The 25,687-nt window shown below is 66.4% G+C and carries 21 protein-coding genes and 1 pseudogene; 7 read left to right on the top strand and 15 right to left on the bottom strand.

Annotated elements, in window-relative coordinates; all coding sequences use genetic code 11:
- The first annotated feature begins 24 nt into the window (after positions 1 to 24).
- Positions 25 to 1,116, top strand: coding sequence for a redox-regulated ATPase YchF (gene ychF, locus ACZ5YA_RS16930; RefSeq protein WP_054451948.1), 1,092 nt, complete (start codon positions 25 to 27; stop codon positions 1,114 to 1,116).
- A gap of 226 nt (positions 1,117 to 1,342) precedes the next feature.
- Here ychF and ACZ5YA_RS16925 read toward each other — a convergent pair whose 3' ends face one another.
- The 4 genes from ACZ5YA_RS16925 to ACZ5YA_RS16910 form a co-directional block, all read right to left on the bottom strand.
- Positions 1,343 to 1,720, bottom strand: a complete 378-nt coding sequence (locus ACZ5YA_RS16925; protein WP_464090937.1) for an SH3 domain-containing protein — start codon at positions 1,718 to 1,720, stop codon at positions 1,343 to 1,345.
- Positions 1,721 to 1,760: 40 nt separating this feature from the next.
- Entirely contained in the window at positions 1,761 to 2,516 is a 756-nt protein-coding gene (locus ACZ5YA_RS16920; RefSeq protein WP_464090936.1) for a sulfite exporter TauE/SafE family protein, read from the bottom strand.
- Positions 2,517 to 2,633: 117 nt separating this feature from the next.
- On the bottom strand, positions 2,634 to 3,077 hold the full coding sequence (locus ACZ5YA_RS16915; RefSeq protein ID WP_059371354.1) for a MarR family winged helix-turn-helix transcriptional regulator: 444 nt from the start codon (positions 3,075 to 3,077) through the stop codon (positions 2,634 to 2,636).
- 3 nt (positions 3,078 to 3,080) lie between these two features.
- Positions 3,081 to 4,679 carry an MDR family MFS transporter gene (locus tag ACZ5YA_RS16910; RefSeq protein ID WP_251879226.1) on the bottom strand — a complete coding sequence of 533 codons (1,599 nt, stop codon included), beginning with the start codon at positions 4,677 to 4,679 and terminating at the stop codon, positions 3,081 to 3,083.
- A gap of 393 nt (positions 4,680 to 5,072) precedes the next feature.
- Here ACZ5YA_RS16910 and ACZ5YA_RS16905 point away from each other — a divergent pair, with 393 nt between their 5' ends.
- Both ACZ5YA_RS16905 and ACZ5YA_RS16900 read left to right on the top strand, forming a co-directional pair.
- A complete protein-coding gene (locus tag ACZ5YA_RS16905) occupies positions 5,073 to 7,586 on the top strand; it encodes an AsmA family protein (protein WP_118931358.1) in 2,514 nt (837 codons plus the stop codon).
- The gene (locus tag ACZ5YA_RS16900) at positions 7,583 to 7,969 is read left to right on the top strand and encodes an MOSC N-terminal beta barrel domain-containing protein (RefSeq protein WP_464090935.1); all 387 of its coding nucleotides are present in this window, start codon (positions 7,583 to 7,585) and stop codon (positions 7,967 to 7,969) included. Before ACZ5YA_RS16905 ends, ACZ5YA_RS16900 begins: the two co-directional genes overlap by 4 nt.
- Positions 7,970 to 7,991: 22 nt before the next feature.
- Here the strand turns inward: ACZ5YA_RS16900 and ACZ5YA_RS16895 are convergent, their stop codons facing one another.
- The 4 genes from ACZ5YA_RS16895 to rsmD form a co-directional block, all read right to left on the bottom strand.
- Positions 7,992 to 9,215, bottom strand: coding sequence for a benzoate/H(+) symporter BenE family transporter (locus ACZ5YA_RS16895; RefSeq protein ID WP_059371358.1), 1,224 nt, complete (start codon positions 9,213 to 9,215; stop codon positions 7,992 to 7,994).
- A complete protein-coding gene (locus tag ACZ5YA_RS16890; RefSeq protein WP_042795127.1) occupies positions 9,212 to 9,463 on the bottom strand; it encodes a YfhL family 4Fe-4S dicluster ferredoxin in 252 nt (83 codons plus the stop codon). The genes ACZ5YA_RS16895 and ACZ5YA_RS16890 overlap by 4 nt, the downstream gene beginning before the upstream one ends.
- A 128-nt stretch (positions 9,464 to 9,591) precedes the next feature.
- The gene (gene coaD, locus ACZ5YA_RS16885; RefSeq protein ID WP_013396175.1) at positions 9,592 to 10,095 is read right to left on the bottom strand and encodes a pantetheine-phosphate adenylyltransferase; all 504 of its coding nucleotides are present in this window, start codon (positions 10,093 to 10,095) and stop codon (positions 9,592 to 9,594) included.
- 58 nt (positions 10,096 to 10,153) lie between these two features.
- A complete protein-coding gene (gene rsmD, locus ACZ5YA_RS16880) occupies positions 10,154 to 10,720 on the bottom strand; it encodes a 16S rRNA (guanine(966)-N(2))-methyltransferase RsmD (protein ID WP_173145624.1) in 567 nt (188 codons plus the stop codon).
- Positions 10,721 to 11,147: 427 nt separating this feature from the next.
- Between rsmD and ftsY the strand changes: the two genes are divergently transcribed.
- Positions 11,148 to 12,095 (top strand): signal recognition particle-docking protein FtsY, encoded by a 948-nt coding sequence (ftsY, locus tag ACZ5YA_RS16875; protein ID WP_410469170.1) that lies wholly within the window; start codon positions 11,148 to 11,150, stop codon positions 12,093 to 12,095.
- A 78-nt stretch (positions 12,096 to 12,173) separates the two neighbouring features.
- On the opposite strand, the gene ACZ5YA_RS16870 is transcribed toward ftsY, so the two are convergent.
- A complete protein-coding gene (locus tag ACZ5YA_RS16870) occupies positions 12,174 to 13,832 on the bottom strand; it encodes a CYTH and CHAD domain-containing protein (protein ID WP_059371360.1) in 1,659 nt (552 codons plus the stop codon).
- Positions 13,833 to 14,174: 342 nt separating this feature from the next.
- Between ACZ5YA_RS16870 and ACZ5YA_RS16865 the strand changes: the two are divergent.
- Positions 14,175 to 14,261 (top strand): annotated as a pseudogene (locus ACZ5YA_RS16865) (ESPR domain-containing protein); the annotation flags it as partial.
- A 21-nt stretch (positions 14,262 to 14,282) separates the two neighbouring features.
- Positions 14,283 to 18,998 carry an autotransporter domain-containing protein gene (locus tag ACZ5YA_RS16860; RefSeq protein ID WP_464092855.1) on the top strand — a complete coding sequence of 1,572 codons (4,716 nt, stop codon included), beginning with the start codon at positions 14,283 to 14,285 and terminating at the stop codon, positions 18,996 to 18,998.
- A 71-nt stretch (positions 18,999 to 19,069) separates the two neighbouring features.
- Here ACZ5YA_RS16860 and phnE (ACZ5YA_RS16855) read toward each other — a convergent pair whose 3' ends face one another.
- The 6 genes from phnE (ACZ5YA_RS16855) to ACZ5YA_RS16830 all read right to left on the bottom strand — a co-directional run bounded on the left by phnE (ACZ5YA_RS16855) (position 19,070) and on the right by ACZ5YA_RS16830 (position 24,355).
- Positions 19,070 to 19,894: a phosphonate ABC transporter, permease protein PhnE gene (gene phnE / locus ACZ5YA_RS16855; RefSeq protein WP_251879234.1), complete on the bottom strand. Its 825-nt coding sequence runs from the start codon at positions 19,892 to 19,894 to the stop codon at positions 19,070 to 19,072.
- On the bottom strand, positions 19,891 to 20,775 hold the full coding sequence (phnE, locus tag ACZ5YA_RS16850) for a phosphonate ABC transporter, permease protein PhnE (RefSeq protein ID WP_118931355.1): 885 nt from the start codon (positions 20,773 to 20,775) through the stop codon (positions 19,891 to 19,893). Before phnE (ACZ5YA_RS16850) ends, phnE (ACZ5YA_RS16855) begins: the two co-directional genes overlap by 4 nt.
- Entirely contained in the window at positions 20,772 to 21,542 is a 771-nt protein-coding gene (phnC, locus tag ACZ5YA_RS16845; protein WP_054451933.1) for a phosphonate ABC transporter ATP-binding protein, read from the bottom strand. The genes phnE (ACZ5YA_RS16850) and phnC overlap by 4 nt, the downstream gene beginning before the upstream one ends.
- A gap of 6 nt (positions 21,543 to 21,548) precedes the next feature.
- A complete protein-coding gene (gene phnD / locus ACZ5YA_RS16840; RefSeq protein ID WP_059371363.1) occupies positions 21,549 to 22,547 on the bottom strand; it encodes a phosphate/phosphite/phosphonate ABC transporter substrate-binding protein in 999 nt (332 codons plus the stop codon).
- A gap of 161 nt (positions 22,548 to 22,708) precedes the next feature.
- Positions 22,709 to 23,527 (bottom strand): IclR family transcriptional regulator, encoded by an 819-nt coding sequence (locus ACZ5YA_RS16835; RefSeq protein WP_059371364.1) that lies wholly within the window; start codon positions 23,525 to 23,527, stop codon positions 22,709 to 22,711.
- Positions 23,528 to 23,539: 12 nt separating this feature from the next.
- On the bottom strand, positions 23,540 to 24,355 hold the full coding sequence (locus ACZ5YA_RS16830; RefSeq protein WP_059371365.1) for an HAD-IIB family hydrolase: 816 nt from the start codon (positions 24,353 to 24,355) through the stop codon (positions 23,540 to 23,542).
- A 151-nt stretch (positions 24,356 to 24,506) separates the two neighbouring features.
- Here ACZ5YA_RS16830 and ribBA point away from each other — a divergent pair, with 151 nt between their 5' ends.
- Positions 24,507 to 25,682: a bifunctional 3,4-dihydroxy-2-butanone-4-phosphate synthase/GTP cyclohydrolase II gene (gene ribBA / locus ACZ5YA_RS16825; protein ID WP_059371492.1), complete on the top strand. Its 1,176-nt coding sequence runs from the start codon at positions 24,507 to 24,509 to the stop codon at positions 25,680 to 25,682.
- The last annotated feature ends 5 nt before the right edge of the window (positions 25,683 to 25,687 follow it).

Here is a 25,687-nt window from a genome sequence, read left to right as displayed (position 1 = left end):
ATACCGTACTTACACAGGATTCCCATGGCTCTGCAATGCGGCATCGTCGGCCTGCCCAACGTAGGCAAATCGACCCTCTTCAACGCTCTGACCCGCGCCGGCATCGCCGCCGAAAACTATCCGTTCTGCACCATCGAACCCAACGTCGGTGTGGTCGAAGTGCCGGATCAGCGTCTGCAGAAGCTGGCTGAAATCGTCAAACCCGAACGCATCCTGTCCGCCACCGTCGAATTCGTCGACATCGCTGGCCTGGTGGCCGGCGCGAGCAAGGGCGAAGGCCTGGGCAACCAGTTCCTCTCGCACATCCGCGAAACCGACGCCATCGTCAACGTGGTGCGCTGCTTCGAAGATCCCAACGTGATCCACGTGGCCGGCAAGGTCGATCCCATCGCCGACATCGAAGTCATCGAAACCGAACTGGCCCTGGCCGACCTGCAGACCGCTGAAAAGGCGCTGCAACGCCACCAGAAGACGGCGCGCTCGGGCGACAAGGAATCGCAGCGCATCGTGGCCGTGCTGGAAAAGTGCGTGGCCCAGCTGAACGAAGCCAAGCCGATCCGCGCGCTGGACCTGTCCACCGAGGAAAAGGCCGACATCGCCCAGCTCTGCTTCATCACCGCCAAGCGCGCGATGTACGTGGGCAACGTGGCCGACGACGGCTTCACCAACAATCCGCTGCTCGACCGCCTGACCGAATTCGCCGCCGCGCGCAATGCGCCGGTGGTCGCCATCTGCGCCGCCATCGAATCCGAAATCGTCGACCTCGATGACGCCGACCGCCAGGCCTTCCTGTCGGATATGGGCATGGAAGAGCCCGGCCTGAACCGCCTGATCCGCGCCGCCTTCAAGCTGCTGGGCCTGCAGACCTACTTCACCGCCGGCGTGAAGGAAGTGCGCGCCTGGACCGTGCCGATCGGCGCCACCGCGCCCCAGGCCGCCGGCGTCATCCACACCGACTTCGAACGCGGCTTCATCCGCGCCCAGACCATTTCCTACGACGACTACATCACTTACAAGGGTGAGCAGGGCGCCAAGGAAGCGGGCAAGATGCGCGCGGAAGGCAAGGAATACATTGTGCAGGATGGGGACGTGATGAACTTCTTGTTCAACGTCTAAGCGAAACCGCACATTCCGAGAAGCGCCCCAAAGATTGGACCCTGGTCCGATCTTTGGGGTGTTTTTCATGGTGAGGCGTCAAGAGCAATGCGCGCCGCTTCAGGAAGGGCTTTGCGAGAACGGCATGAGGGACGAGAAATGATCGGTCGCGGCGAATAGGCTGGCTATTCGCCGCAAATCATGCGGTGAATAGCGGGATGACTGGCAGCGACCGGGTTGGACCGCATCAGCAGATGGTGTGATCGCACAGACGCAGGTTTTCAAGCGGCACCCAGCCCGCCTCTTCACCAATAAGCCTGACCACCCACACCCATCCATTCAATTCGCGTTCTCCGCGCAGTATTTCGCCTTGCGCGACATCCAGTTCCTTGTTGGTGAAATCCTCCAGCATTGTCGCGCTGCCGTCGGCGTGGCGGTCCAGGAATTGCGCCGGCACGAAGCCGGCTTGCTGGTCTGCTGGCGTGCACAGATACCAGTCGGGCCAGCCCTCCGGGCCATCGTACCGTTCGCCGACGGCGACGCGATCTCCCTTGCGCACCAGCATGGGGTTGGGGAACTCGCTGGCGTGGGCCTGGACGACGAGGTAGCGGCGGTCGGGATTCATGGGCATTGTCGGGTCCGTATTGCTGCGGGTACGGACGGAACTATGCCATGCGCTCCAGCAGGCGCGGCACCGCCGAGGCCAGCAACGCGACTCCGGAAGCCGTCAGCAGGCCCAGCACGATCTGCCGGAAGCGCGCCTCGCTGATGCCTATGTAAAGCTTGGCGCCCAGCAGCACCGGCACCAGCATGGCGGCGGCGACGATGGCGAACATGGGCAACATGGCGCGCGTGACGATGCCGCTGGCCAAGTACGTGCCCATGGTCACCAGCAGCATGGACAGGTTGAAGTTCTGGATGATGGCGCGTTGCGCGTCTTTGTCGAATCCGCGCAGGGTGCACCACAAGGTGGGCAGCGTGCCCGTGAAGCCGCCGATGCCGCCCAGCACGCCGCCAGCCATGCCGACGGCCGCGTCGGCGGCGCGCCCGCCTGCGGAGATCTTCGGGAGATTCTTGGCCAGCAACATGGCGGGGCACCAGATCACGAGCAGGAGGCCGAGTATGGTCTTGAACCAATCCATGTCCAGGCGCGGCAGCAACGCCACGCCCAGCGGAATGCCGAGCAGGCCGCCGATCACGAAGGGCAGCAAGCGTCGCAGATCGAAGCCGCGGCGCACGGTGATGGCGGCGAGGATCTGTCCGACCAGGGCGCCGAATACCGCGAGCGTCGCAGCCAGGCGCGGGTCCAGCACCCAGGCCCAGAACGACATCGCCACCAGGCCGAAGGCAAAGCCTGACAGACCTTGCACGAAGCCCGCGATGACCGCGCCCAGGGTCACCACCAAATACACGGAATCCATTGCCGCCTCTTTGTTTTTATGTCGGGAAACGGCTTGTATTCTGGATGATCCTGATGGCTCGCGAATCGCGTTTTGCTATGGGCCGATACCGCGCTTCTTATGGAGGCGCAGTGGGTTCTAGTTCGGCGTCTTATCTGCCGCCCGCAGGAAGTTCGCCTCCAGCACGCTCAGCACGCGATTCAACGTATCGATATCCGCGGCCGACAACCCCTTGAGCGATTCTTCGAAGAAGGCCGCCCGCTTGGGCAAGGCTTCGTCCACCACGGCCTGGCCGGCCGGCGTGAGGCTGGCGTTGGTCAGACGGTTGTCCTGCGGATCCACGGCGCGCGCGATCCAGCCCAGCTTCTGCATGGCCTGCAGCTGCCGTGTGAGCGATGCGGGATCGAGCCGGCAGCGTTCGGCCAGATGCTTCTGCGAACATTGGCCGCACTCATGCAGCGCCAGCAGGATGCGCCAGCGGGGCAGGGCGTGGCCAACCGTGCTGCTGAACGCGCTCTGCATGCCGCGGTAGGCCTGTCCCATGTGCTGGATGACCTGCAAGCCTTGTTGTTGTTTGGGCAAAAGCTATTCTCCGACGCCGGCCGGCTCTGGTTTGGAGGGGCGGATCAACTGGACCGGCGGCACGCGCCGCACGCACCAGAGCGCGAACACCGCAACCGCCAGGGCAATGAGCTGCCCTTCGTGGATGGCGCCGACGAGCGCGACGCGCGCGATCTCGATCAGCGAGGTTCCGTCCTGGCCTTGATGCGCCAATTGTGCCAGGAACTGCGTCTGGGCCGCGGGATTGACCAGCATCTGGGGATCGTTCAGCTCGGGCAGCCAGCGCGCGGAAGCGCCGCGCAGCGTGGATTCGACGCCGCTGAAATAGCTGTGGCTGACCATGGTGCCGACGATCGCCGTGCCCAGCATGCCGCCTATCATGCGCAGGGACTGCAGCAGCGCGGTGGCGATGCCCAGGTGGCTGCGGCCGGCGGTCTGCTGCGCGAAGACCGTCAGGTTGGGCATGATGAAGCCCATGCCCAGCCCGGCCATCAGCATGTATGCGGCGATGAGCGCATGTGACGTATAGCTATGGGTGGTAACAATGCCCAGACACGAGAGCGCCATCAGGATGAAACCCGCGTACAGCATGCGGTTGGGATTGCGGATGCGGGTGATGATGCGGCCGTTGACGATGCTGCCCACGGTGATGAAAACCACCATCGGCGTGATCAGCAGTCCGGCGTCCTGGGGCGACAGCCCGAAGCCGCCCTGTAGCAGCAGCGGCGCGTAGAACAGCAGCGAGTACATGGTCACGCCCACCAGCAGGGCCAGCGTGAAGAGCATGGCCAAGCCGCGATTGCGGAACATATCCAGGGGCAGTAGCGGGTGCGGGCAGCGCCGTTCCCACCAGAACAGCAGGGCGAAGGCCGCCGCGCTGCCCACACCCAGCAGCATGATGGATGCGCTCAGTCCTTCCTTGGGCAGCAGCTCGACCAGTAGCTGCAGGCTGCCCAGCGCCAGCGCGATGAGCAGCGCGCCCTGCCAGTCCAGCCGCACGCGGCCGGTCGTGTGGTTGCGCAGGTGCGGCAGATGGCGTCCGACGAACCAGAGGCCGAGTATGCCGATGGGCAGGTTGACGTAGAACACCGAGCGCCAGCCGTAGTGCTCGGTCAGCGCGCCGCCCAGGGTCGGGCCGATGGCATTGGCGATGCCGAAGGCGGAACTGAGCATGACCTGCCAGCGCAACCGCACGTGGGGATCGGGAAACAGGTCGGGGATGGATGCGAACGCCGTGCCTACCAGCATGCCGCCGCCTATGCCTTGCAGCGCCCGCGCCAGGACCAGCGTGAACATGCTGTCGGCCGCGCCGCATAGCGCCGAGGCCAGGGTGAACAGCACGATGGCCGCCACCACGAATGGTTTGCGCCCGTAGTAGTCGCCCAGGCGGCCGAAGATGGGCACGGTGATGACGGAGGTAAGCAGGTAAGACGTCGCTACCCATGCATACAGTTCGAAGCCCTTGAGTTCGGCCACAATGGTCGGAAGCGCGGTGCCGACCACGGTCTGATCGATGGCGACCATCATCATGACGAAGCACATGCCCAGCATGGCAAGCAAGGTTTGGCGGAAAGGAAGCACCTGGCCGGGCGAGTGGGGGGTGCCTGTAGCGGGGGCGGACATTGTTGGATCTATCAATGATTGATGTATCAATCATTCTAGCCCTACAATCCGCGAGACAGAAAGTTGTCAGGTCCGAGGCCGGATTTCGACGCGCGGCATTGATGCCGATAGTGTTGATTTTGTGTTGCCTCGCCCTGCCATCTGCGCGAAGCCGGCCCGATTTGTTACGATAGCGCTATCTGTACGCTGGCTCGGCTGGCGTCTTCATCAAGCCTTCCTTGGCAGATCCCATTTTTGGCGCCGCAGCCCCAGGCTCGGCAAGAGAGCGGGCACGCCCTGAAAGGCCGTGGCTAAATGGGCCTGGCGGTTTTTCCGCAGCTAAAGCACCTTCCGCGCGCCTGGCGCCGCGGACGGCATTCAAGGATTTCCAGTCGAGGTACCGACGGGGCAGCAATGAAAACGTGGTTCAAGCGCATTTTGATAGGCCTGGTAGTGTTGGTTGTCGTGGCCGTCGTTGGCCTGGCCATCTTCTTGCTGACATTCGACCCCAACGCGTACAAGTACAAGCTGGAAGAGCTTGTCCAGCAACGCTACCAACGCACGCTGACGATCGACGGCGAGATCGAGCTGTCGCTCTTCCCGCGCATCGGGCTGTCGGTGCAGGGCGTGTCGCTGTCCGAGCCGAACAGCTCCGAGACATTCGCCTCCATCGATAGCACCAGGCTGGCGGTCGCCGTGTGGCCGCTGCTGTCCAACAGCTTTGTCGTCGACCATGTGGCCATCACCGGTTTCAAGGCCCGTGTGGTGCGGGACAAGCAGGGTCATTTCAATTTCAGCAATCTCGTGGGCGGCACCGCTCCGATCACGGCGGCGCCGGCCAATCCGGCTGAAGCCTTGGCGGGCGCGGCGCAGAGCGCGGTGCAGGCCATCGCCAACGGCAACCTGCCGCAGCCGCGCAACAACATGCAGATCGACATCGCCGGGCTTGACCTGAAGGACGGCCAGGTGCAGTTGCAGGACGAGATCTCGGGCATGGCGGTGGCGGTCACCAAGATCAACGCCAACACCGGCCGCGTCACCTTCAATCAGCCGTTCGATGTGCGCATGACCGCGCGCGTCGAAGGGGGCGATCCGCGCGTGGACGCCAATCTGACCGGTCAGGCCCTGCTGACGCTGGACCCGTCCGCCAAGCGCTACGCCGCGCAGAAGCTGGACCTGCGCATGGACGGCAAGCTGCCGGGCGCCGAGGCCAAGAGCCTGGCCATGCGCGGCAACCTGGCCTTCAACGGCCAGAAGTCGGCACTGGATATTGCGGGTCTGGAAATCGTCTTCCAGGGCGACGTCACGGATCCCGCCGCGCGCGCGACCAATGTGGATGCCAGCGTGGCCATCCCCAAGTTGGCGATTGACCCGCACAAGAGCCAGCTGCAGATCGAAAAGCTCGCCATCCGCGCCAAGGGCGGCATGGCCGACGGTCCCTTCGAATTCGCCGTGGACGCGCCCGCGCTCAACATCTCTCCGGCTTCGGCCACGGGAGAGGCGCTGACCGGCCGTGTGCGCATCAGCGGCCTGGACGCGAGCTTCGGCCTGAACGGCATCAGCGGCAATGCCGGCGAACTGGAAATCAAGGAAGCCAAGCTGGACAGCACGTCCAAGAACGGCGAACGGATCGTCAAGCTGAACTTCGCTTCGCCGCTGTCCTTGAACCTGCTGCAGCGCAGCGGCGGCTTGTCCGGCCTGCGCGGCGACGTCAACATTACCGATCCGGGGCTGCCCAAGGGCAGCCTGCAGATTCCCGTGATCGGCAGCGCGACCGTGGATCTGCTGAAGGATCAGGCCACCAGCAAAATCAACGCCGTGCTGGAAGGCGGCAAGTTCGATCTGAGCGCGGACATCACCAAGCTGAGCGATGCGCCGAAGGTGAATTTTGCCCTGGTGGTGGACACGCTCGATCTGGACAAGCTGGTGCCTCCCGCGGCGGCAACGCCTGCGCAGCCGGCGCCCAAGCAGCCTGCGGAAGCCAAGAAGGAAGACGGCAAGCCGGCTCAGCCGGCTCCTGCGCCCGCCAAGCCTGCCGACGATACGATCGACCTGTCGGCGCTGATCGGCCCCAGCGTCAACGGCACGATCAAGGTCGGCAAGCTGGTCGTGCGCGGCCTGAAGGCCGATGACGTCGGCGCCGCGGTCAAGCTGGACAAGGGCAAGCTGGATATCTCCAGCCTGACTGCCGGCCTGTACGGCGGCAAGCTGGCTGGCACGCTGTCGGTGGATGCCGCGCAGGGTAACCAGCTGGCCACCAAGATGTCGCTGGCCGGCATTGCCATCGAACCGTTCCTGATGGACCTGGCGCGCCAGAACGTGCTGAGCGGCACGGGCAGTCTGGCGCTGGATTTGAAGACGGCGGGCGCCAACGCCTATGCCATGAAGAGCGGTCTGGGCGGCACGATGCAATTGCGCCTGCGCGATGGCGCGGTCAAGGGCATCAACCTGACGCAGACGCTGCGCGAACTGAAGGCCGCCTTCAAGCCTGAGTCGCAGAACGAAACCGTCGCCTCCGACACCAGCAAGCAGACGGAATTCTCCGAGATGGACGCCGATTTGGCCTTCGCCAAGGGCGTGGCCGCGGTCAAGCGCCTGAACGTGGTGTCACCGCTGTTGCGCGTGACGCAGGGCGACCCGGCCACCATAGACTTCGTCAAGAGCGAACTGGACCTGGTGGCGCGCGCCCGCGTCGTCAATCCGGCTGCCGATCCGGAAGGCAAGGAGCTGATAGACCTGAAGGACGTCACCATCCCCGTGCACGTCAAGGGGCCGTTCGACAAGCCGACCTACACTGTGCTCTGGAAGGACGCCATAGGCGGCATACTCCAGCGCAGCCTGGAAAACAAGCTGCGCGAAGCGGTGACGGGCAAGGGCAAGGGCGGCGCGGCCGTCGACAAGGCTTTGAAGGGATTGCTGGGCAAATGAACGCCGAGAACTTCCAACCCGTGGCCGAGTGCGGAGTGACCGCGCAGGCCGAGGCCGCGGGCTATCACCGGCAATGGCTGGTCGCCAACGATTCCGGGCAGTGGCTGAACCTCGCCCTGTGTCCGCGGCTGGCCGAGGTCTCGGTCGAGTTGCGGTTGGGCTACCTGGTGCTGAAGGCGCCTGGCATGCTGCGCATGGACATTCCGCTGGACGTCATCGAAGACGACGACAGCGTGCGCTACAGCATGAAGGTGGGCGATCAGGTAGTCGATGTGATCGACGAAGGGGAGCTGGCCGCGGCCTGGATTTCCAACTTCGTGCAGGTGCCTTGCCGCATCATGAAGGTACACCCCGACACGCCCGTGGCCGCTTGGCCGGCCTGAAGGGGCCGGGTGCAAGGGCCGCTCAGGCCTTTGCGCCAGAGCGTTTGAATTCGAACGCCGCGTGGGCCAGCAGGCCTGCCAGCAGGCCCCAGAAGGCCGATCCGATACCCCAGAAACTGAAGCCCGATGCCGTGGCCAGCAGCGTGATGAGCGCGGCTTCGCGGCGTTGCGGGTTGGCCATGGCTGCAGCCATGCCGCCCATGATGGTGCCCAGCAGCGCCAGCCCGGCCAGCGCGGCCAGCAAGGCGGCGGGCAAGGCCTGGAAGAACACGGCCACGGCGCCGGCCACGACGCTCAGCACGACATAGCCCAGGCCGTAGGTGGCGGCGGCGATGTAGCGCTTGGACGGGTCCGCATGCGCTTCGGGGCCGGTGCAGATTGCCGCGCTGATGGCGCCCATCGTGACGCTGTGCGCGCCGAAGGGCGCAGCCAGCAGGCCCAGCAGGCCGGTGGCCGCCACCAGGCGCGAGGCGGGCGGCTGGTAGCCGGCCGCTTGCAGGATGGCTAGGCCAGGAAGGTTTTGCGAGGCCATCGCGACCACGAAAAGCGGAATGCCCAGGCTGACCGCGGCCTGCGCGCTGAAGGCGGGCGTGGTCCAGACAAATTCGGTGAGGCGCCAGTCCAGCAGGTCCAGCTGGATCAGGTTCAGGCCGAAGGCGATGGCGATGGCCACCAGCATGACCACCAGCACCGCATAGCGCGGCGCCCAGCGCCGGCACAGCAGATAGGCGGCGCACATCGCCAGCACCAGCGCCGGCTGCTGCTTGATGTTGCTGAAGACGCCCATGCCGAAATTGAGCAGCACGCCCGCCAGCATGGCCGCGGCGATTTCGCCGGGGATGCGGCGCAGGATGGGATCGATCCAGCCGAACAGGCCGCAGGCCAGCGTCAGCGCGGCGGCCAGGATGAAGGCGCCGATGGCTTCATTGAACGGAACCCCGGCCAGCGCGGTGACCAGCAGGGCCGCGCCGGGGGTGGACCAGGCCATGACGATGGGCAGGCCCGTGCGCAGGCTGTACAAGGCGCCGCCCAGGCCGAACGCCAGGCTGAGCGAGCCGATCCAGGAGCCGATGTGCGCGGAATCCAGGCCCGCGGTGTGGCCAGCCTGCACCATCAGCACGGCGGTGCCGCCGAAGCTGACCAGCACGGCGACCAGGCCGGCGGCGATGGCCGATGCGGACAGGTCGCGGCGGGCGTGGTGGGGGGAAGGAGGGAGGTTGATGCTGGACTGCGCGGCGTCGCTCATGCGGCACCGGTCAGCCGACGGTACTTGGCCATGAGCTGTTCCTGGCCTTCATTCCATTGCGGGTGCAGCTCGATGCACTCCACGGGGCACACGACCTTGCATTGAGGCTCGTCGTGATGGCCCACGCATTCGGTGCACCGGTCGGGGTCGATGACGTAATAGTCCTCGCCCATGGAGATTGCTTCGTTCGGGCACTGGGGCTCGCAAACGTCGCAATTGATGCATTCTTCGGTGATGGTCAGGGCCATGGCGGGCTGCGGTATGGGGCGGGTAGGGCTGAGCGCATTGTACCGCCGCCGTCCGCCCCGGGCTGCGCAGCGCAAGAAGGGCGCTTTGCGCGCCCTTCGAGGGTGGAGCAATGCCTGCCCGGCGGGGCTCAGCCCGGCCAGGACTGTTCGCGGCGTTCCTTGGCTTTTTCCTGGAGCCAGCGCTCGACCGACGGAAACACGAACTTGCTCACGTCGCCGCCCAGCTGCGCGATTTCGCGCACGATGGTGCCGGAGATGAACTGGTACTGGTCCGAAGGCGTCATGAACAGCGTTTCGACGTCGGGCAGCAGGTGGCGGTTCATGCCGGCCATCTGGAATTCGTACTCGAAGTCGGACACGGCGCGCAGGCCGCGCACGATCACGCGTCCGCCCTGGTCGCGCACGAAGTCCTTGAGCAGGCCGCCGAAGCTTTGCACTTCCACGTTGGGATAGTGGCCCAGCACTTCGCGCGCGATTTCCACGCGCTCGTCGATGCTGAAGAAGGGCTTCTTGTTGCGGCTAATCGCGATCCCCACCACGACTTTGTCGAAAAGCGTGGCGGCACGGCGGACCAGGTCCTCGTGGCCTCTGGTCAGCGGGTCGAAAGTGCCGGGATATACAGCGGTGATCATAGGAGCTCCGTACCGTTATAAGTGGTGTACACCATCCTCCGAAGCTCGGATTATTGACCTATTTGCGCAATGCAGCAAATTCCAGCAGGTGGTAGTGGACCGCGCCTGCCTTGTCCTGCCGCAAGATCGTGAATCCTTCGGGGGCTTCGATGGGATTTTCCGCCTCTACGTAGACTAGCCCATGCTCGGTCAGAATGCCCGGCAGAATCGGCCACAGGCGCGGCAGCCAGCCTTGGCCGAAGGGCGGATCCAGCAGGATCAGGTCAAATCGGGACGCATCCATGCGTTCAGCGACCTGCATGGCGTCGCCTACATGGATGCGTATCATGTCGGCTTTGAGCTTGTCGCGCAGTGTCCGCAGCGCGGACGCAGCGGTCTTGTCCCGCTCGACCATCTGCACATGCGCCACGCCGCGCGAGGCCGCCTCGAAGCCCAGGGCGCCGCTGCCGGCGAACAGATCCAGCACCTGCTTGTCGGCGAAATCGCCGCCCCACAGGTGATTGAGCCAGTTGAACAGCGTCTCGCGCACCCGGTCGGGCGTGGGGCGCAGCGTCTCCACGTCGGGCACGGCAATGGGGGTGCGTCTATATTGGCCCCCGACGATACGAATATACTTGTTACCCATGTTTAGCCGCTTCTTCAAGAAAAAATCCCCTCCGCCCGCCGCGCCGGTCCAACCCGCGCCGCCGCCGGAGGCCGCAGACGCCATAGCCGCGCCTGCCGAGCCCGCCGCCGTCCCGGTCACTCCCGCGCCGCCGGCGCCCGTGGCCGCCGAACCGCGCCGCGAACCCAGCATCGAACAGGCCGCCGTCGCACCGGCTGCAACGCCGGTTGTTGCGCCAGTTGCTGCGCCGCACGAGGCTCCAGCAGTAACGCCCGCGCCGGTTGCACCCGCAGCGTTTACGCCGCCACCCGCTCAGGCAGCGTCACCGGCACCTGTTCCGGCGCCAGCGCCTGCGCCGGTAGCGGCTCCCGCGCCTGTCGCGGTTTCTGCGCCAGTGGCGGCAACGCCTGCCCCGGCCGCCGCGCCTGCGCCGGTTGCGGCTCCGGCCATGCCCGCCGTCGAGCCCGCCGCTGAAGCCCCCAAGAAGGCTTCCTGGCTGTCCCGCCTGAAGCAAGGCCTGTCACGTACGGGCCAGAGCATCGGCGGCATCTTCATCGGCGTGAAGGTCGACGAGAACCTGTTCGAGGAACTCGAATCGGCGCTCATTATGGCCGATGCGGGCCTGGAGGCTACCGAAAAGCTCCTGACCGCGCTGCGCGCGCGAGTCAAGAAAGAACGCATCGAAGACCCTGCCAAGGTCAAGGCGGCGCTGCGCCAGTTGCTGGCCGACCACCTGCGTCCGCTGGAGCGCGCCTTCGATCTGAAGCGCACGCAACCCCTGGTCGTCATGATCGCCGGCGTCAACGGCGCCGGCAAGACCACTTCCATCGGCAAGCTGGCCCACACCTTCCAGCGCCAGGGGGCCAGCGTGCTGCTGGCCGCGGGCGACACCTTCCGCGCCGCCGCGCGCGAGCAGCTCATCGAATGGGGTAGCCGCAACAACGTGACGGTGATCTCGCAGGACGGCGGCGATCCGGCAGCTGTCGCTTTCGATGCCGTCAATGCCGGTCGCGCGCGCGGCATGGGCGTGGTGATGGTGGATACCGCAGGCCGCCTGCCCACGCAGCTGCACCTGATGGAAGAGCTGAAGAAGATCCGCCGCGTCATCGGCAAGGCGGATGCCGCCGCGCCGCACGAGGTGCTGCTGGTGGTGGACGGCAATACCGGCCAGAACGCCTTGGCGCAGATCCGAGCCTTCGATGCCGCCATCAATCTGACCGGCCTGGTCGTGACCAAGCTGGACGGCACCGCCAAGGGCGGCACGTTGGCCGCCGTGGCCGCGGGTAGCCAGGGCGTGCGCCCGATCCCGGTGTACTGGATCGGCGTGGGCGAAAGCCTGGAAGACCTGCAGCCCTTCGTGGCCGACGAATTTGCCGGGGCTTTGCTGGCGGATTGAGGCCCGGGGACCCGGCGCGCATGCGCCGGAAACAACAAAGGGACGGCGCATGCCGTCCCTTTTGCATTCAAGCCCGCATCACTTCCAGAACGGTTTGCTGGCGGCCAGGTCGTCGAACGCTTTCTGCGCGTCGTCCGCCAGTTCTTCCAGGCGCGCGCTGATCCAGCCCAGGGCGAACCAGGCTTGCGGGTGGGTGGCGGTACACGACTCGTAGTAGTCCTTGGCCACCGCCAGGTCGTTGATTTCGCCCAGCACGTCCTGCACGCGCGACAGAAGCTTGCGATAGCCGCGCAGCTTGCCGGCGGGCAGCAGCGATTCGGCGAACGCCAGGCTATAGCGCAGGCGCTTGCCGCGCTTGCGCAATTCGTGGCGCGAGGGGATGTCCAGCGTCGCGAACTGTGTACCCTGGTCGGCCACCTTGCTATGCCAGCGGTGCAGGCGCCGCGCGAGCTGCTTGTGCAGGCGTTGCGGATCGGGCTCGGGCGCCAGCATCGGAATGATGGTGGGTCTGACGCTGGGGCCGGCCACGCCGCCCTCCAGCTTGATGGCGGGTTCGGGCGCGGCGTCGCTGGGCGTGCCGTTGGCGATGGCCTGGTTGTCCACGGCGGGCAGGGCTGGCGGCACGTCCAGGCTCCATTCCAGCAGGTCCAGCATCCAGGCCTGGAAGGCCTTGCCGCCGGCGATGCTGCGCGCGTCCTGTTCCGGGGGCGCGGCTTCCATGGGGATCACAGGCATGCCCGCGCGCGTCAGCGCGGGCGCCACCGTTTCGTTCAGCACGTCCTGGTCGCGGTTGGCGCCGAAGGCGGCGAAGTGCGTGCGCACGCCTTGCAGCAGAGCGTCGGGGATCGGCGCGATCCAGCCGTCGAACAGCTTCCAGGCAGAGCGCAGCCGGCGCACACCCACGCGCAGCTGATGCACGTGTTCGGAGTTGCCGGCGCGGTAGACGCCCTCGGTGTCGACCTCGGCCAGCACGGCGGCGTTGCGCGCGATCTGGTCCAGGCATTCCGCGGCGATGCGCGCCATGGCCTGGGGCGCGGTCATGTCTTCGCGCAGCTTGACCGAAGCGGCGCCGCGCGGCGCCCAGAATTGCGCAATGGCTTGCGCGCGGCGGGCTTCGAGATCATCGCCGGGAATCGCGTCGGCATCGGCCAGGCGCTGCGCCAGCTGGGCCAGCGCGTCGCCGCGTTCGGATTTGCTGCGCGGATCCAGCACCAGGCTGTGGCGCCGCTGCCAGCCGCGAGCCGCCGCGAAGATGGCGGCGGGACGGCCCGACACCAATTCGAATTCCAGCTCGGAGATGGGCAGCTCCAACGCGCCGGCGCGCAGGATGCCGGTGTCGTAGGCCAGCTCCACCGTGCCGTAGCGCGTGCGGACCTTGCGCAGCAGCCGCTGCACGTCGGTTTCATAGCGCAGGCCCAGTTCGCCCTTGACGGCGGCCAGCGCGGCCTCGACCTCGGTGCCGGCATACACCGACAGGTCCAACACCGGACCCGGCCGTGGGTGGTTGAGTTCGATGCGCGTGATGGCATTGATGCCGGGCATCTTCAGCGTCTGCACCCAGTCGCGGCCTTCCTGGCGTAGCCGGATGGCGATGCGCGCACGCGCAAGTTCGCGTTCCGGCGTATCGAAATACATGGCGTGCAGGCGGATGCGGGTCGCCTCAAGCTGCTTGATCTCTCGCTGCACCGCCTGGCGCGAAGCCGCGGGCACGTGCAGTTTCAATTCCTGTTCCGACATGGCGACGAGCGTCCAACGGCAAAAGCCGAGATCTTAATCAAACGGGGAGGGCGATTTGATGACCGGTCATATTTATTTCACATGGAGCATAGACGCGTTTGCGGCGCATCAACAACTGGGGCGTAGGGCGCGCGGATCCTAGGCCGGAGCAGCGGACTGGCGCATTGGCGGCCGCGTGTGCTTGAGCGGATGTGCACTCTGAAATTACCCAGTTTCAGTGATATGCATGGTTACGGATCGCTTTTCTAATTGTAATCGGCGGGTTACGCGGCCCGCGCCATCCGATTCCACACGCGTCCGCATGGCGTCAGCCCGAGCGGGCCACGATTACAGAAGAGCGCCATGAACCGTACGTATCGCATTGTCTTCAACCGTAGCGCGGGCTTGTGGCAAGTTGTAAGCGAGCACGTCCGTGGGCAAGGCAAGGGCGGCCGCCATGCAAGCAGATCCGTGCGCAGACGCCTGCCCTTCATGGCGATGCTGCTGGCGGCCCTGGGCGCGGCCGGCCAAGCGCAGGCGGGGCCGATGGTCACCTTTACCGGCGATACTACTTTCGCACCCTACTCAGGTCCAAATTTGGTGGCCTTCGCCCCGCTATATGTGGGCATATCCGGTGTAGGAACATTGACCGCCGCCGACGGCGGCCAGGTGACGATATCGCCGGGCTACACGGTGATTCTGGCCGACTCGGCCTCGGCTCAAGGCACGATCAACATCGGCGCGGCTCCTGGCGCTGCACCCGTGGGCGCGGGTTTCCTGGCGACGTCGCTACTCGAGTTCGGCGCGGGCACGGGTACGCTGAACTTCAACACCAACAGTTTTCACGACTTCGGCGCGGCGCTGGTCAGCAGGGATGCAGGCACGCATCAGCTCAAGCACTATGCAGGCTCCACGCGGCTGGTCGGCGACAGTTCAGGCTTCGTCGGCAAGACCACCGTCACGGGTGGGAGCTTGCAGATTCTCAACATTCTGGGTACCACCGAAGGACGTATCGATGCCGGGCAAGCTCCCGGCGCCACGGCCCGGGTCAGCGTGTTCAGCCCCGGTTCGACCTGGGCGCTGACGGACAACCTTTTTGTCGGCGGCGCCGGACTCGGAGAGCTGAGCATCTCCAGTACCGGTACGGTCTCGAACCAGTTTGCAACGGTGGCTGCTCAGCAGAACGGAGCGGCGAAAGTGACGGTTTCCGATGTCGGGTCGCTCTGGAGCAATCGCGCAACGCTGCTGGTTGGCACCGAAGGCGGGATGGGCAGCGTTTCGATTCTGGCGGGTGGGTATGTGACCAGCGTCGATGGCGTCGTCGGGCGCGAGGAGGACGGCAGCGGCGTCTTCCTGGTGTCGGGACGCGGCTCGGCCTGGACCAATAGCGGCGAGCTCAGGGTGGGCGATGTGTACGGTCGGGGCATTCTGAGTATCGAGGCGGGGGGCTTCGTCTCGAACAAAGACAGCTATGTGGGCAGCGTGAATGGCAACGGCAGCGTCGTTGTCCGTGGCGCCGGCTCCATCTGGGACAACAGCGGCGCGATGATCCTGGGGTTCGGTACGGGATTGGGGGCGGGCACCCTGACGATCGCGCAAGGCGGCGCTGTCAACGTCGGCGCGAACGGTGGGGGGACCGTTTCGCTGGCGCAGGACCGGTTTTTTATCTTTCCCACCACCGGCACGATCAATATCGGCGCGGCGGCGGGGCAGCCGGCCGTAGGCGCCGGCACGCTCAACGCCAGCGCGATCCAGTTCGGCGCCGGTATTGCCACCGTGAACTTCAACCATACCGAGCCCGCGTACACGTTTTCGACGCGGCTGTTGAGCACAGGCGCCGGCACACATAGTCTGAACCAGATCGCCGGTACCACGTTGCTGACGGGCGCCAATAGCTCATTCCGGGGCAGGACCACGGTGTCGGGCGGCAAGCTGGTGGTGCTGGGCCAGTTGGGAGGTTCGGCCGCCGTCACGGGCGGGGTCTTGCAGTACGGCGATGGCGCCACGGGCGCGGCCAACACCCTGAGCGGCAACCTGAATGTCTCAGGCGCCGGCAGCACGCTGGCGGTGCATCGGGGCGCCACGCTGGCGGTCACGGGCGACGTGGAAATGGCCGACGGCACAGTGTTGGACTTGATGGCCGGCACGGGCAGCCCGTTGTTGCAGGCAAACAAGGTCACGCTGGGCGATGGCGTGGTGTTCAGGCTGAGCGGCATCGCCGACAAGAGCGGGCTCAATACCGTGTTGATCGAGGCGCCCACGGGCGGTATTGACGGTGATTTCGGCGCCGTCAGCGTGGGCGGTTTTACCGGAGAGGTCGACTATCTCACCGTCAACACGCGCAAGTCCGCGGACAACAAGCAGTACCTTGCCACCTACGACCTGAGCTGGACCGCCAACAACAACCTGGCCCATGGCACTTTCACGCTGGCTGATGCGTCGAACCGGTTCACGCTGGGGGTGCCGCTTTCCGACCAGGCCGCCAATGCCGCCGCCGGTTGGGACGGCAAGAGCTTGACCAAGGCCGGCGCTGGCACGCTGGTGCTGCAAGGCGCCAACACGTACAGCGGCGGCACGGCCATCGTAGGCGGCACGTTGCAGGTCGATCGCGATGCCAACCTGGGCGCTGCCGCCGGAGGGCTGCGTTTCGGCGACGGCACGCTGGCGACCACCGCCAGCTTCGACACCGCGCGCGCCGTCACGCTGGCGCAGAGCGGACGTTTCGACGTCGCGGCGGACACCACGCTGGGCTTGACCGGCGCGGTGTCGGGCGCGGGGGCCCTGGTCAAGAGCGGCGCGGGCACGATGGTCTTGAGCGGCAACAATAGCCACGGCGGGGGGGCGACGATTGCCAGCGGCACGCTGCAGATCGACCGCGATGCCAACCTGGGGGCAACGGCCGGCGGCCTGGCCTTCGGCGACGGCACGCTCGCGGCCACGGCCACCTTCGACACCGCGCGCACGGTCGCCTTGGCGCAGTCGGGGCGATTCGACGTGACCACGGGCGCCACGCTGGGCCTGACCGGCGCGGTCTCGGGCGCAGGCGCGCTGGCCAAGAGCGGCGGCGGTACGCTGGTTCTCAGCGGCAACAACAGCTATGGCGGCGGCACTACGATCGCCGCAGGCACCTTGCAGGTCGCAAGCGATGCGAACCTGGGAGCAGCGTCTGGCGGTGTGGCCTTCAGCGGCGGCACGCTGGCGGCATCGGCGTCCTTCGATACCGCGCGCGCCATGACGCTGACCCAGGCCGGACGCTTCGAGGTGGCTGGCGGCGCGACGCTGGGGCTGGTCGGCGCAGTCTCGGGCAATGCCGACCTGATCAAGACCGGCGCCGGCACGCTGCGGCTGGACAACGCGGGCAACGCCTATGGCAACACCCAGATCCAGGAGGGCGCGCTGATCGGCAATGCCGGGTCGATCCGGGGCAATGTCGATAACAACGGCACCCTGGTGTTCGACCAAGGCGCGAATGCAACGTTCGGTGGCGCCATCTCCGGCGGCGGCGCGCTGGTCAAGAACGGCGCCGGCACGCTGGGGCTGACCGGCGACAGCTCGGGCTTTACCGGCAGCACCACGGTGCTGGGCGGCCGGCTGGCCTTGAACGGCAAGCTGGGCGGCGCGCTCACCATCGGCCAGGGCGGCGTGCTCGGAGGCCGGGGGACCATAGGCTCGGGCGTCGGCTCGGTGGTGACGGTGGCGGCCGGCGGCACGCTGGCGCCGGGCAATTCCATCGGCACGCTGACTGTCGATGGCAATCTTGTCATCGAGAGTGGCGCGCGCTACGCCGTGGAAACCAATCCGCAGGGCGCCGATGCCGATCTCATCCATGTCACCGGCAATGCCACGATCAATGGCGGCTCCGTCGCGCATATCGGCATCGGCGGCGGCTACGGGCTGCGTTCCGTCTACACGATATTGGCGGCTGATGGCACCTTGTCCGGCCGCTTCGACACGGTGACCTCCGACTATGCCTTCCTGACGCCGAAACTTGGCTATGACTACGGCGCCGGCCGCGTCTCGCTGGAATTGACGCGCAACGGCACCGCAATGGCTTCGGCCGCCAACACGCGCAACCAGCACGCCGCAGCGGGCGCCATCGACAGCATCGGCATGGCGGCGGGCAATGGGCTATACGATGCGATCGCCGTGCTGCCGGACGACAAGGGCCTGTTGCGCTCCAGCTTCGACCAGCTATCCGGCGAAATCCATGCATCGGCCAAGACCGTGCTGCTGGAGGACAGCCGCTACGTGCGCGACGCCGCCAACGAGCGCCTGCGTTCGGCCGCAGGCGCGGTCGGCGCTTCGGCGGCGCCGGTGCTGGCGTCCGCCGGGGGCGGCGCCCGCCTGGCTCCGGCAACGGCGATGGGGCCAGCCAGCTGGATACAGGGGCTGGGTTTCTGGCGCCAGACCGATGGCGACGGCAATGCCGCGCAGGTCAAGAGTTCGACGGGCGGCTTTCTGCTGGGCGCGGATGCGCCAGTGTCCGACGCCTGGCGGCTGGGCCTGATGGCGGGCTACACCCGCACGGATTTCGACGTGCGCGACCGCGCGTCTTCGGGCGACAGCGACAACTACCATCTCGGCGCCTATGGCGGCGGCCAATGGGGCGCGCTGGGCCTGCGTGGCGGGCTGGCCTATAGCTGGCACGACATCGCCACCCGGCGCTCGGTTTCCATGCCCGGCTACTCAGACCGCCTCAAGGCCAATTACGATGGCCGCACGGTCCAGGCTTTTGCCGACCTCAGCTATCGCATCGACACTAGCGTCGCCGCGTTCGAGCCGTTCGCCAACCTGGCTTACGTCAATCTCAAGACCGACGGCTACAACGAGAGCGGCGGCGCAGCGGCGCTGCGCGCAAGCAGCCAGACCACCGAGACCACCTACACGACGCTCGGCTCGCGGGTCATGTCCGGGTTCGAGCTGGGCGGCGCGCAAGCCACGGCCCGGGGATCGCTGGGCTGGCGCTACGCCTTCGGTGACTTGAAGCCCACAGCGACCCAGGCATTCTCCGCTGGCGATGCCTTTACCGTGGCCGGCGTGCCCATCGCCAAGAACAGCGCCGTGCTGGAGGCGGGGCTGGATGTGCAGGTGTCGCGCAAGGTGTCGTTCGATCTGTCATACCAAGGGCAGCTCGCAAGCGGGGCGCAGGACCACGGCGTCAGGGCCGGGGTGAGCGTGCGGTTCTGATTCGTCGGCGCAAAAAAAACCGCCCGTTGTCCGGGCGGAGCAAAGGAACGCTGTAGGGATCCGCGGACGCGTCAGAGAATGCGTTTGCGGACCTGGGTGATGATGATTTCGGCCACCACGACCACGGCGAAGATGGCGGCCAGCACCAGGGCCACGCGGTCCCATTGGAACAGGTTCAGCGCGGTGTCCAGCGCCATGCCGATGCCGCCGGCGCCCACCAGCCCGAGCACGGCCGACTCGCGCACATTGATGTCCCAGCGCAGCAGCACGATGGACCAGAAGGCGGGGCGGATCTGCGGCCAGTAGGCATACCAGATCACCGATGCCTTGCTGGCGCCGGTGGCGGTGACGGCCTCGATCGGGCCGCGCTGCGCTTCCTCGATGGCTTCGCCGACCAGCTTGCCGACGAAGCCGATGGAACGGAACGCAATGGCCAGCGTGCCGGCCAGCGCGCCCGGCCCGAAGATGGCGATGAACAGCAGCGCCCACACCAGCGAGTTGACCGAACGGCTGGACACCAGGATCAACCTGGCCAGCATGTTGACGGTTTTGCTGGGCGTGAGATTGTTGGCCGCGAGCAAGCCCACCGGCACCGCCATCACCACGGACAGGATGGTGCCCAGCGTGGCGATGTGCAGCGTTTCGATCAGCGCGCCGTGCACGCCTTCCGGGTAGTAGGCCCAGTCTATCGGCCACATGCGCCGGAACAGGTCGGCCATCTGCTCGGGCGCGTCGTACAGGAACTCCGGGATGATCTCGACGCCGCGGATCGCCTGCACGATGGCCGCGACCACCAGCAGGTAGAGCGCAAAGCGCAACAGGCGCTGGCCCATGCTGTAGCGCTGCCAGACACGCGGCGAACCCGCCGGATTGAAGGTGGAGGCGTGGGCGTTCATTCGTCCACCTCCGCGCGGCGCTTGACCGGCGTTGCGCTGCCCCCGAGGCCGCGCGCACCCGCGAAGCGGCCTTGCAGGATGCGGTCGAAACCCAGGTTGTCCAGGAACACGGCGCGCACGAAGCCCGCCAGGATTTCGCCCAGCATGATGATGGCGATCAGGGTCAGCAGGATGGCGCTGACGAAGTCATAGTCAAAGCGCTGGAACGCCGAGAACAGCGTGCCGCCCACGCCGCCCGCGCCGACGATCCCCACCATGGTGGAGTTGCGCAGGTTGGAGTCGAACTGGTAGGTGGCAAAGCCGATGAAGCGGGCGAACACCTGCGGCAGCACGCCGAAGATGATCACGTTGGCGAACGAGGCGCCGGTGGCGCGCACGGCTTCCACCTGCTTCAACGAAATCTCTTCGATGGCTTCGGTGAACAGCTTGCCGATGAAGCCGACCGAGGCCACCGTCAGCGCCAGAATGCCGGCCAGCGCGCCGAAGCCCACCGCCTTGACGAACAGGATGGCGACGATGACCGGGTGCAGCGCGCGGCACAGGGCCACGATGGCGCGGGCGGGCCAGGATACCCAGGTGGGCATCATGTTGCGCGCGCCCAGCAAGCCGATGGGCAGGGCGATGATGATGCCCAGGACCGAGGCCAGTACCGCGATCTCCAGGCTTTCCGCGATGCCCTTCCACAAGGTGGCGGGCTTTTCGAAGTTGGGCGGAAACATGCGCGCAAGAAAGGTGGACGCGTGGCCCATGCCGGTTTCAAAGCGCGCCCAGCTGAAGTCCAGCTGCGCGCCCGCGTACAGCGTGTAGGCCAGCAGCAACAGCACGCCGGCCTTGGCGCGCCCGGACATGGCGAAGGGGCGGGCGCCCTTGGGTTGGATCATTCCAGCCAAGACTCGCCTCCGTAGATAGTCTTGAGCATGGCGGCGTCCAGCCCCTGGCCGTCGCCGTCATAGACCACGTGGCCGCCGGACATGCCGACGATGCGGGTGGCATAGCGGCGGGCGAGTTCGACGTCGTGGATGTTGACGATGACGGGAATGCCGGTGGCGCTGCCCTGCTCGGACAGCAGTTCCATGATCTCGACGGAGGTCTTGGGATCCAGCGAGGAGGTGGGCTCGTCGGCCAGCAGCAGCTGCGGGCGTTGCATCAGCGCGCGGGCAATGCCCACGCGCTGGCGCTGGCCGCCCGACAACGCATCGGCGCGCTGGTCGGCGAAACCCGCCAGGCCCACGGTGTCCAGCAGCTTGTAGGCATGCTGGATGTCCTCGGGCTCGAAGCGGCGCATCCATGCCTTGACGGCGGAGGTGTAGCCCAGCCGTCCGGTCAGGAGGTTTTCCATGACCGTCAGGCGTTCGACCAGGTTGTATTCCTGGAACACCATGCCGATGCGGCGGCGCGCGCGGCGCAGCGACGCGCCGCGCACGCGGGCCAAGTCCACGGACCCGTCCTTCGACTGCAGCACGATCTCGCCCTTGGTGGGTTCGATCAGCCGGTTGATGCAACGCAGTAGCGTGCTTTTACCGGTGCCCGAGGGGCCGATGATGGCGGTCAGCCCCTGTCCCGCGATTTGCAGGTCGATGCCGTTGAGTACCGGCCGGCCGGCCCGGTATTCCTTCACCAGGCCGGAAATGCGTAGCGACGTCGTCATACGGAATTACTTCTTGCTCTTGGCGGATTCGCGGTCGTAGGCAGCGCGGTTGAAACTTTCGCCGCCCGATTCGGCGACCTGGCGCACGATGGCCCAGTCCTTCTCGTAGGTCACCGGATAGAAGCGGTCGGCGCCGTCGAAGGCCTTGGACATTTCCGCGGGGAAGCGGTAGTCGTAGAAGCACTTGAGCATCTGGTCGCGGAACTTGGGCTCCAGGTCATGCGCGTAGGCGAACGACGAGGTCGGGAACTTCTCGCTCTTGTAGATCACGCGGAAGTCGGCTTCCTTGACCTGGCCACGCTCGACCATGCGCTTGAACACGTCCGAGGCCACGGCCGCGGCGTCGTAGTCGCCGGAGTTCACGCCCATGACAGACTGGTCGTGCTTGCCGGAGAAGATGACCTTGTAGTCCTTGTCGGGGGTCAGGCCTTCCTTGGGGAACAGCGCCACCGGCGCCATGTGGCCAGAGTTCGAGGACGGCGCGGTGTGCGCGAGCTTCTTGCCCTTGAGGTCGGTCAGCTTCTGGTAGGGACTGTCCTTCTTGACGATGACGATCAGGTTGTAGCCCTGGAAGCCGTCGGCATAGCCCTTGACCGCGAACGGCACTGCGCCCGCGATGTTCACGGCGAAGGCGGTCGGGCCGGTCGAGAAGCCGCCCACGTGCAGGCGGCCCGAGCGCATGGCCTCGATTTCCGCGGCGTTGCTTTGCACCTGATAGAACACCACGCGCTTGCCCGTGCATTCGGACAGGTGCTTGGTGAAGGGCTTGAAGATGTCTTCGTAGACCGCCGGGTCTTCCACCGGGGTGTAGGTGAACACCAGGGTGGACGGGGTCTTCAGCTTGGCCGGATCGGTGGGCGTGTCGGCCACCAGGTCCTTGTTGGCGTCGCAGTACATCTGGTCCAGGTCGCCGCGGTTGGGGCAGGCGTCGGCGGCTTGCGCGGCGGACGCGCCCAGGGCGAAGGCGGCCAGCGTAGCCGCTTGAAGCAGGCGCAGAGCTTGCATCTTGTGTCTCCTCTTTCTTTGTTTGTGTGACATGTCACTTAATTCAACCTGAATTCAAACATGGAAGAGGAGGGGACGCACTCGGGAAAGTCCCTGTGTTTCTTTTCGGCTTTTGTTCGCTTTGTTCGATTTATGTTCGTTTTTGCGCGAATTTCATCCGGTCAACTCCGGTGCCCGAGCTTGCGCGAGATTTCCTGCGCGCAGGCCAGCAGCGGCCGGGCGATGGCGCCGTCCCATGCCACGTCGAACAGCCCGGTGGGACCCAGGCTGGTCAGGGCCAGGACGATGTTGCCGGTGTTGTCGAAAACCGGGACCGACAGCGCGTCCACGCCCGGCAGCGGGTTGCCCAGCGCGCGCGCCATGCCGTGCACGCGGATGTCCGCCAGCTGTGCCTCGATATTGGCGCGGGAGGCCTTGCGCGGGGGCGGCGTGCTGGCGATGACGGCGGTGTCGCCTTCCTCGCGCGCGATGTAGTGTTCGCTGACCTTGGGCGGCAGCCAGGCCGCGAACACCAGGCCGGTGGCCGTGTGCAGCATGGACATCACCGTGCCTTTGCGCATGTTCACGTGGACCGGGTAGCTGGCCTCGGTCATGTGGATCATGGTGGGGCCGTGCGAGCCGAGCACGGCAATGCCCAGGGTGTGGCCGATCTCCGATTGCAGCTTGGCGATCTCGGGCATGGCGACGCGCACCGGGTCCAGGCGTTGCAGGCTGACCAGCCCCATCTGCAGGGCGAAGGGGCCGAGCTCGTACTGGCCGGTGATGGCGTCCTGCTGCACCAGGCCGACCCGGATGAAGCTGACCAGGTAGGGGTGCGCCTTGGCCGAGGTCATGCCGGCGCCCGCGGCCAGGTCGCGCAGGGTCAGGGGCTTGCCGGCGTCGACCAGGGCGGCCAGCAGCGGCACGCCCACCTCGATCGACTGGATGCTGCGGCGGCCGTCGTTGGCGGCCGGGGAGGAAGCGGAAGGGGATGTCGCCACGGTGTGCGGACCTCAGGCCGGCTGTGCTTGGGTGGACCGCGCGGCGAGCAGCCGGTCGGCCATTTCGACGAAGCCCGCGCCGCCATGGTGGGCGGCGACGAAGGCGGGGCGGTGGGTCAGGCGGTGCAGCTGGGCCTGGATGTTGGCCACGCCGACCGAAATCGGAAAGTAGGCGAACATGGGCTCGTCGTTGGGCGAGTCGCCGATGAACAGGGTGCTGTCCAGGGCGCCGGCCACGTCCGCGCCGAACTCGCGCTGGAACATGGTGCGCGTCATGGTGAGCTTGTCGTAGTCGCCGAACCAGCCGTTGACGTGGATGGAGCTGACCTTGGCCTGGGCGCCGGCTTCCTCGAAGATCTGGACGATCCGGCTGATGGCGGAATCGGGCAGGGCAGGCACGTCCTCGCAGAAATCGATGGCCAGGTCGGCCACGCGGTAGTCCTGGTCGCTGGCCACGGCGGCGCCGGGCACTTCGGCCAGGACGCGGTCGCGGATGGCGTCCAGCTTCCTGCGGCTGGCCTGGCGCGAGGCGGCGTCGGTCCAGTAGTGGGTGGTCATGCGGCGGGCCTGGCGGTCGTAGGCGTAATAGAAGGCGCCGTTTTCGCCGACCACGGCGCGCACCGGCCACATGCGGGCGATGTGATCGCACCAGCCGGCCGGGCGGCCGGTGATGGGCACGACCTGGATGCCGGCCTGTTCCAGGCGTTCCAGCGCCGCATAGGCGTCCGCCGGCAGGCGGCCTTCGGTGGTCAGCGTGTCGTCGATGTCGGTCAGCACGACGCGGACGGCCGCCGCGACGGTCAAAGGCATGGCCGCAAGGGCTTGCATGTGGGGTTTCCTTGGCTCGGTTTTTAAGGGGTGGTCTCCGGGCGAAAGTTTACCGGACACCCCCGGCTGGCGGGGCTGGCAGGGCCGGATAGGGGTTCCGCCTCCAGGAGCGGTAAAATCCGGGCTTTCCCGCCTGGTTTACGTGCCCGCCATGTCCGTCCAGTTGTCCCCTTTGCCCGGCTCCGAGCCGGAATCCTTCGGCATCGCTACGGTTGCCGAGATCATCGCCGAGCTGCGCGCCGGCCGCATCGTCATCCTGGTTGACGAGGAAGACCGTGAAAACGAGGGCGACCTGGTCATGGCCGCCGAATTCGTCACGCCCGAAGCGATCAACTTCATGGTGACGCACGGCCGCGGCCTGGTCTGCCTGACCTTGACCGAAGAGCGCTGCCGCCAGCTCGATCTGCCCCTGATGGCGGCCCGCAACGGGACGCGCTACGGCACCAACTTCACCCAGTCGATCGAGGCCGCCGAAGGCGTCGAGACCGGCATTTCGGCCGCCGACCGCGCCCGCACCATCCAGGTGGCGGTGGCGCGCGATGCCAAGCCAGCTGACCTGGTCCAGCCCGGCCACATCTTCCCGGTGCGCGCCGTGCCCGGCGGCGTGCTGGTGCGCGCCGGCCACACCGAGGCGGGCTGCGACCTGACCGCCATGGCCGGCCTGACGCCCGCCGCCGTGATCTGCGAAATCCTCAAGCCCGACGGCACCATGGCGCGCCTGCCGGACCTGGTGCAGTTCGCCCGCGAACACGGCCTGAAGATCGGCACCATCGCCGACCTGATCCAGTACCGCAGCGAACACGAATCCATCGTCAAGCGGGTGGGCAAGCGCACGATGCAGACCGCCTGGGGCGAATTCGAGGCCGTGGCCTATGAAGACGCCGCCACCGGCTCCGCCCATTTGGCGCTGGTGCATGGTAACGTGACTCCCGACGCCGAGACGCTGGTGCGCGTGCACGAGCCGGCCTCCGTGCTGGACGTGTTGGACACCGGCGCCAGCCCGCACAGTTGGGGCGTGGCGCAGGCCTTGCAGGCCATCGCGGCCGCACCCGCCGGGGTGTTGGTGCTGATGAACTGCCAGTCGTCCACGGAACACCTGTTTGGTCAGATCGCTGGCTGGAACGATCCTAAGGCCCAGGCCAACCCCGCCAACGCCGACCGCTACGGCCTGCGTACCTACGGGATTGGCGCCCAGATTCTGCGTGACCTGCACGTGGGCCAGATGAAGCTGCTGGCCCGCCCGCGCAAGATGCCCAGCATGGCGGGCTTCTCGCTCACCATTACGGGTTACGATTGCGACCCTCCGAATACTCCCGCAACACACTGAAGGCC

The sequence above is a fragment of the Achromobacter sp. JCM 18799 genome (assembly GCF_055395645.1).
The sequence above is the reverse complement of the archived record's forward strand: the minus strand, read 5'-3'. Positions and strand labels throughout refer to the sequence as shown.

Excerpts from the sequence above, each read along its gene's own strand:
- ychF (WP_054451948.1), top strand. The coding sequence starts at position 25 with ATGGCTCTGCAATGCGGCATCGTCGGCCTGCCCAACGTAGGCAAATCG.
- ACZ5YA_RS16925 (WP_464090937.1), bottom strand. The coding sequence starts at position 1,720 with ATGAATCCCGACCGCCGCTACCTCGTCGTCCAGGCCCACGCCAGCGAG.
- ACZ5YA_RS16920 (WP_464090936.1), bottom strand. The coding sequence starts at position 2,516 with ATGGATTCCGTGTATTTGGTGGTGACCCTGGGCGCGGTCATCGCGGGC.
- ACZ5YA_RS16910 (WP_251879226.1), bottom strand. The coding sequence starts at position 4,679 with ATGTCCGCCCCCGCTACAGGCACCCCCCACTCGCCCGGCCAGGTGCTT.
- ACZ5YA_RS16905 (WP_118931358.1), top strand. The coding sequence starts at position 5,073 with ATGAAAACGTGGTTCAAGCGCATTTTGATAGGCCTGGTAGTGTTGGTT.
- ACZ5YA_RS16900 (WP_464090935.1), top strand. The coding sequence starts at position 7,583 with ATGAACGCCGAGAACTTCCAACCCGTGGCCGAGTGCGGAGTGACCGCG.
- ACZ5YA_RS16895 (WP_059371358.1), bottom strand. The coding sequence starts at position 9,215 with ATGAGCGACGCCGCGCAGTCCAGCATCAACCTCCCTCCTTCCCCCCAC.
- ACZ5YA_RS16890 (WP_042795127.1), bottom strand. The coding sequence starts at position 9,463 with ATGGCCCTGACCATCACCGAAGAATGCATCAATTGCGACGTTTGCGAG.
- coaD (WP_013396175.1), bottom strand. The coding sequence starts at position 10,095 with ATGATCACCGCTGTATATCCCGGCACTTTCGACCCGCTGACCAGAGGC.
- rsmD (WP_173145624.1), bottom strand. The coding sequence starts at position 10,720 with ATGGGTAACAAGTATATTCGTATCGTCGGGGGCCAATATAGACGCACC.
- ftsY (WP_410469170.1), top strand. The coding sequence starts at position 11,148 with ATGCCCGCCGTCGAGCCCGCCGCTGAAGCCCCCAAGAAGGCTTCCTGG.
- ACZ5YA_RS16870 (WP_059371360.1), bottom strand. The coding sequence starts at position 13,832 with ATGTCGGAACAGGAATTGAAACTGCACGTGCCCGCGGCTTCGCGCCAG.
- phnE (WP_251879234.1), bottom strand. The coding sequence starts at position 19,894 with ATGAACGCCCACGCCTCCACCTTCAATCCGGCGGGTTCGCCGCGTGTC.
- phnE (WP_118931355.1), bottom strand. The coding sequence starts at position 20,775 with ATGATCCAACCCAAGGGCGCCCGCCCCTTCGCCATGTCCGGGCGCGCC.
- phnC (WP_054451933.1), bottom strand. The coding sequence starts at position 21,542 with ATGACGACGTCGCTACGCATTTCCGGCCTGGTGAAGGAATACCGGGCC.
- phnD (WP_059371363.1), bottom strand. The coding sequence starts at position 22,547 with ATGCAAGCTCTGCGCCTGCTTCAAGCGGCTACGCTGGCCGCCTTCGCC.
- ACZ5YA_RS16830 (WP_059371365.1), bottom strand. The coding sequence starts at position 24,355 with ATGCAAGCCCTTGCGGCCATGCCTTTGACCGTCGCGGCGGCCGTCCGC.
- ribBA (WP_059371492.1), top strand. The coding sequence starts at position 24,507 with ATGTCCGTCCAGTTGTCCCCTTTGCCCGGCTCCGAGCCGGAATCCTTC.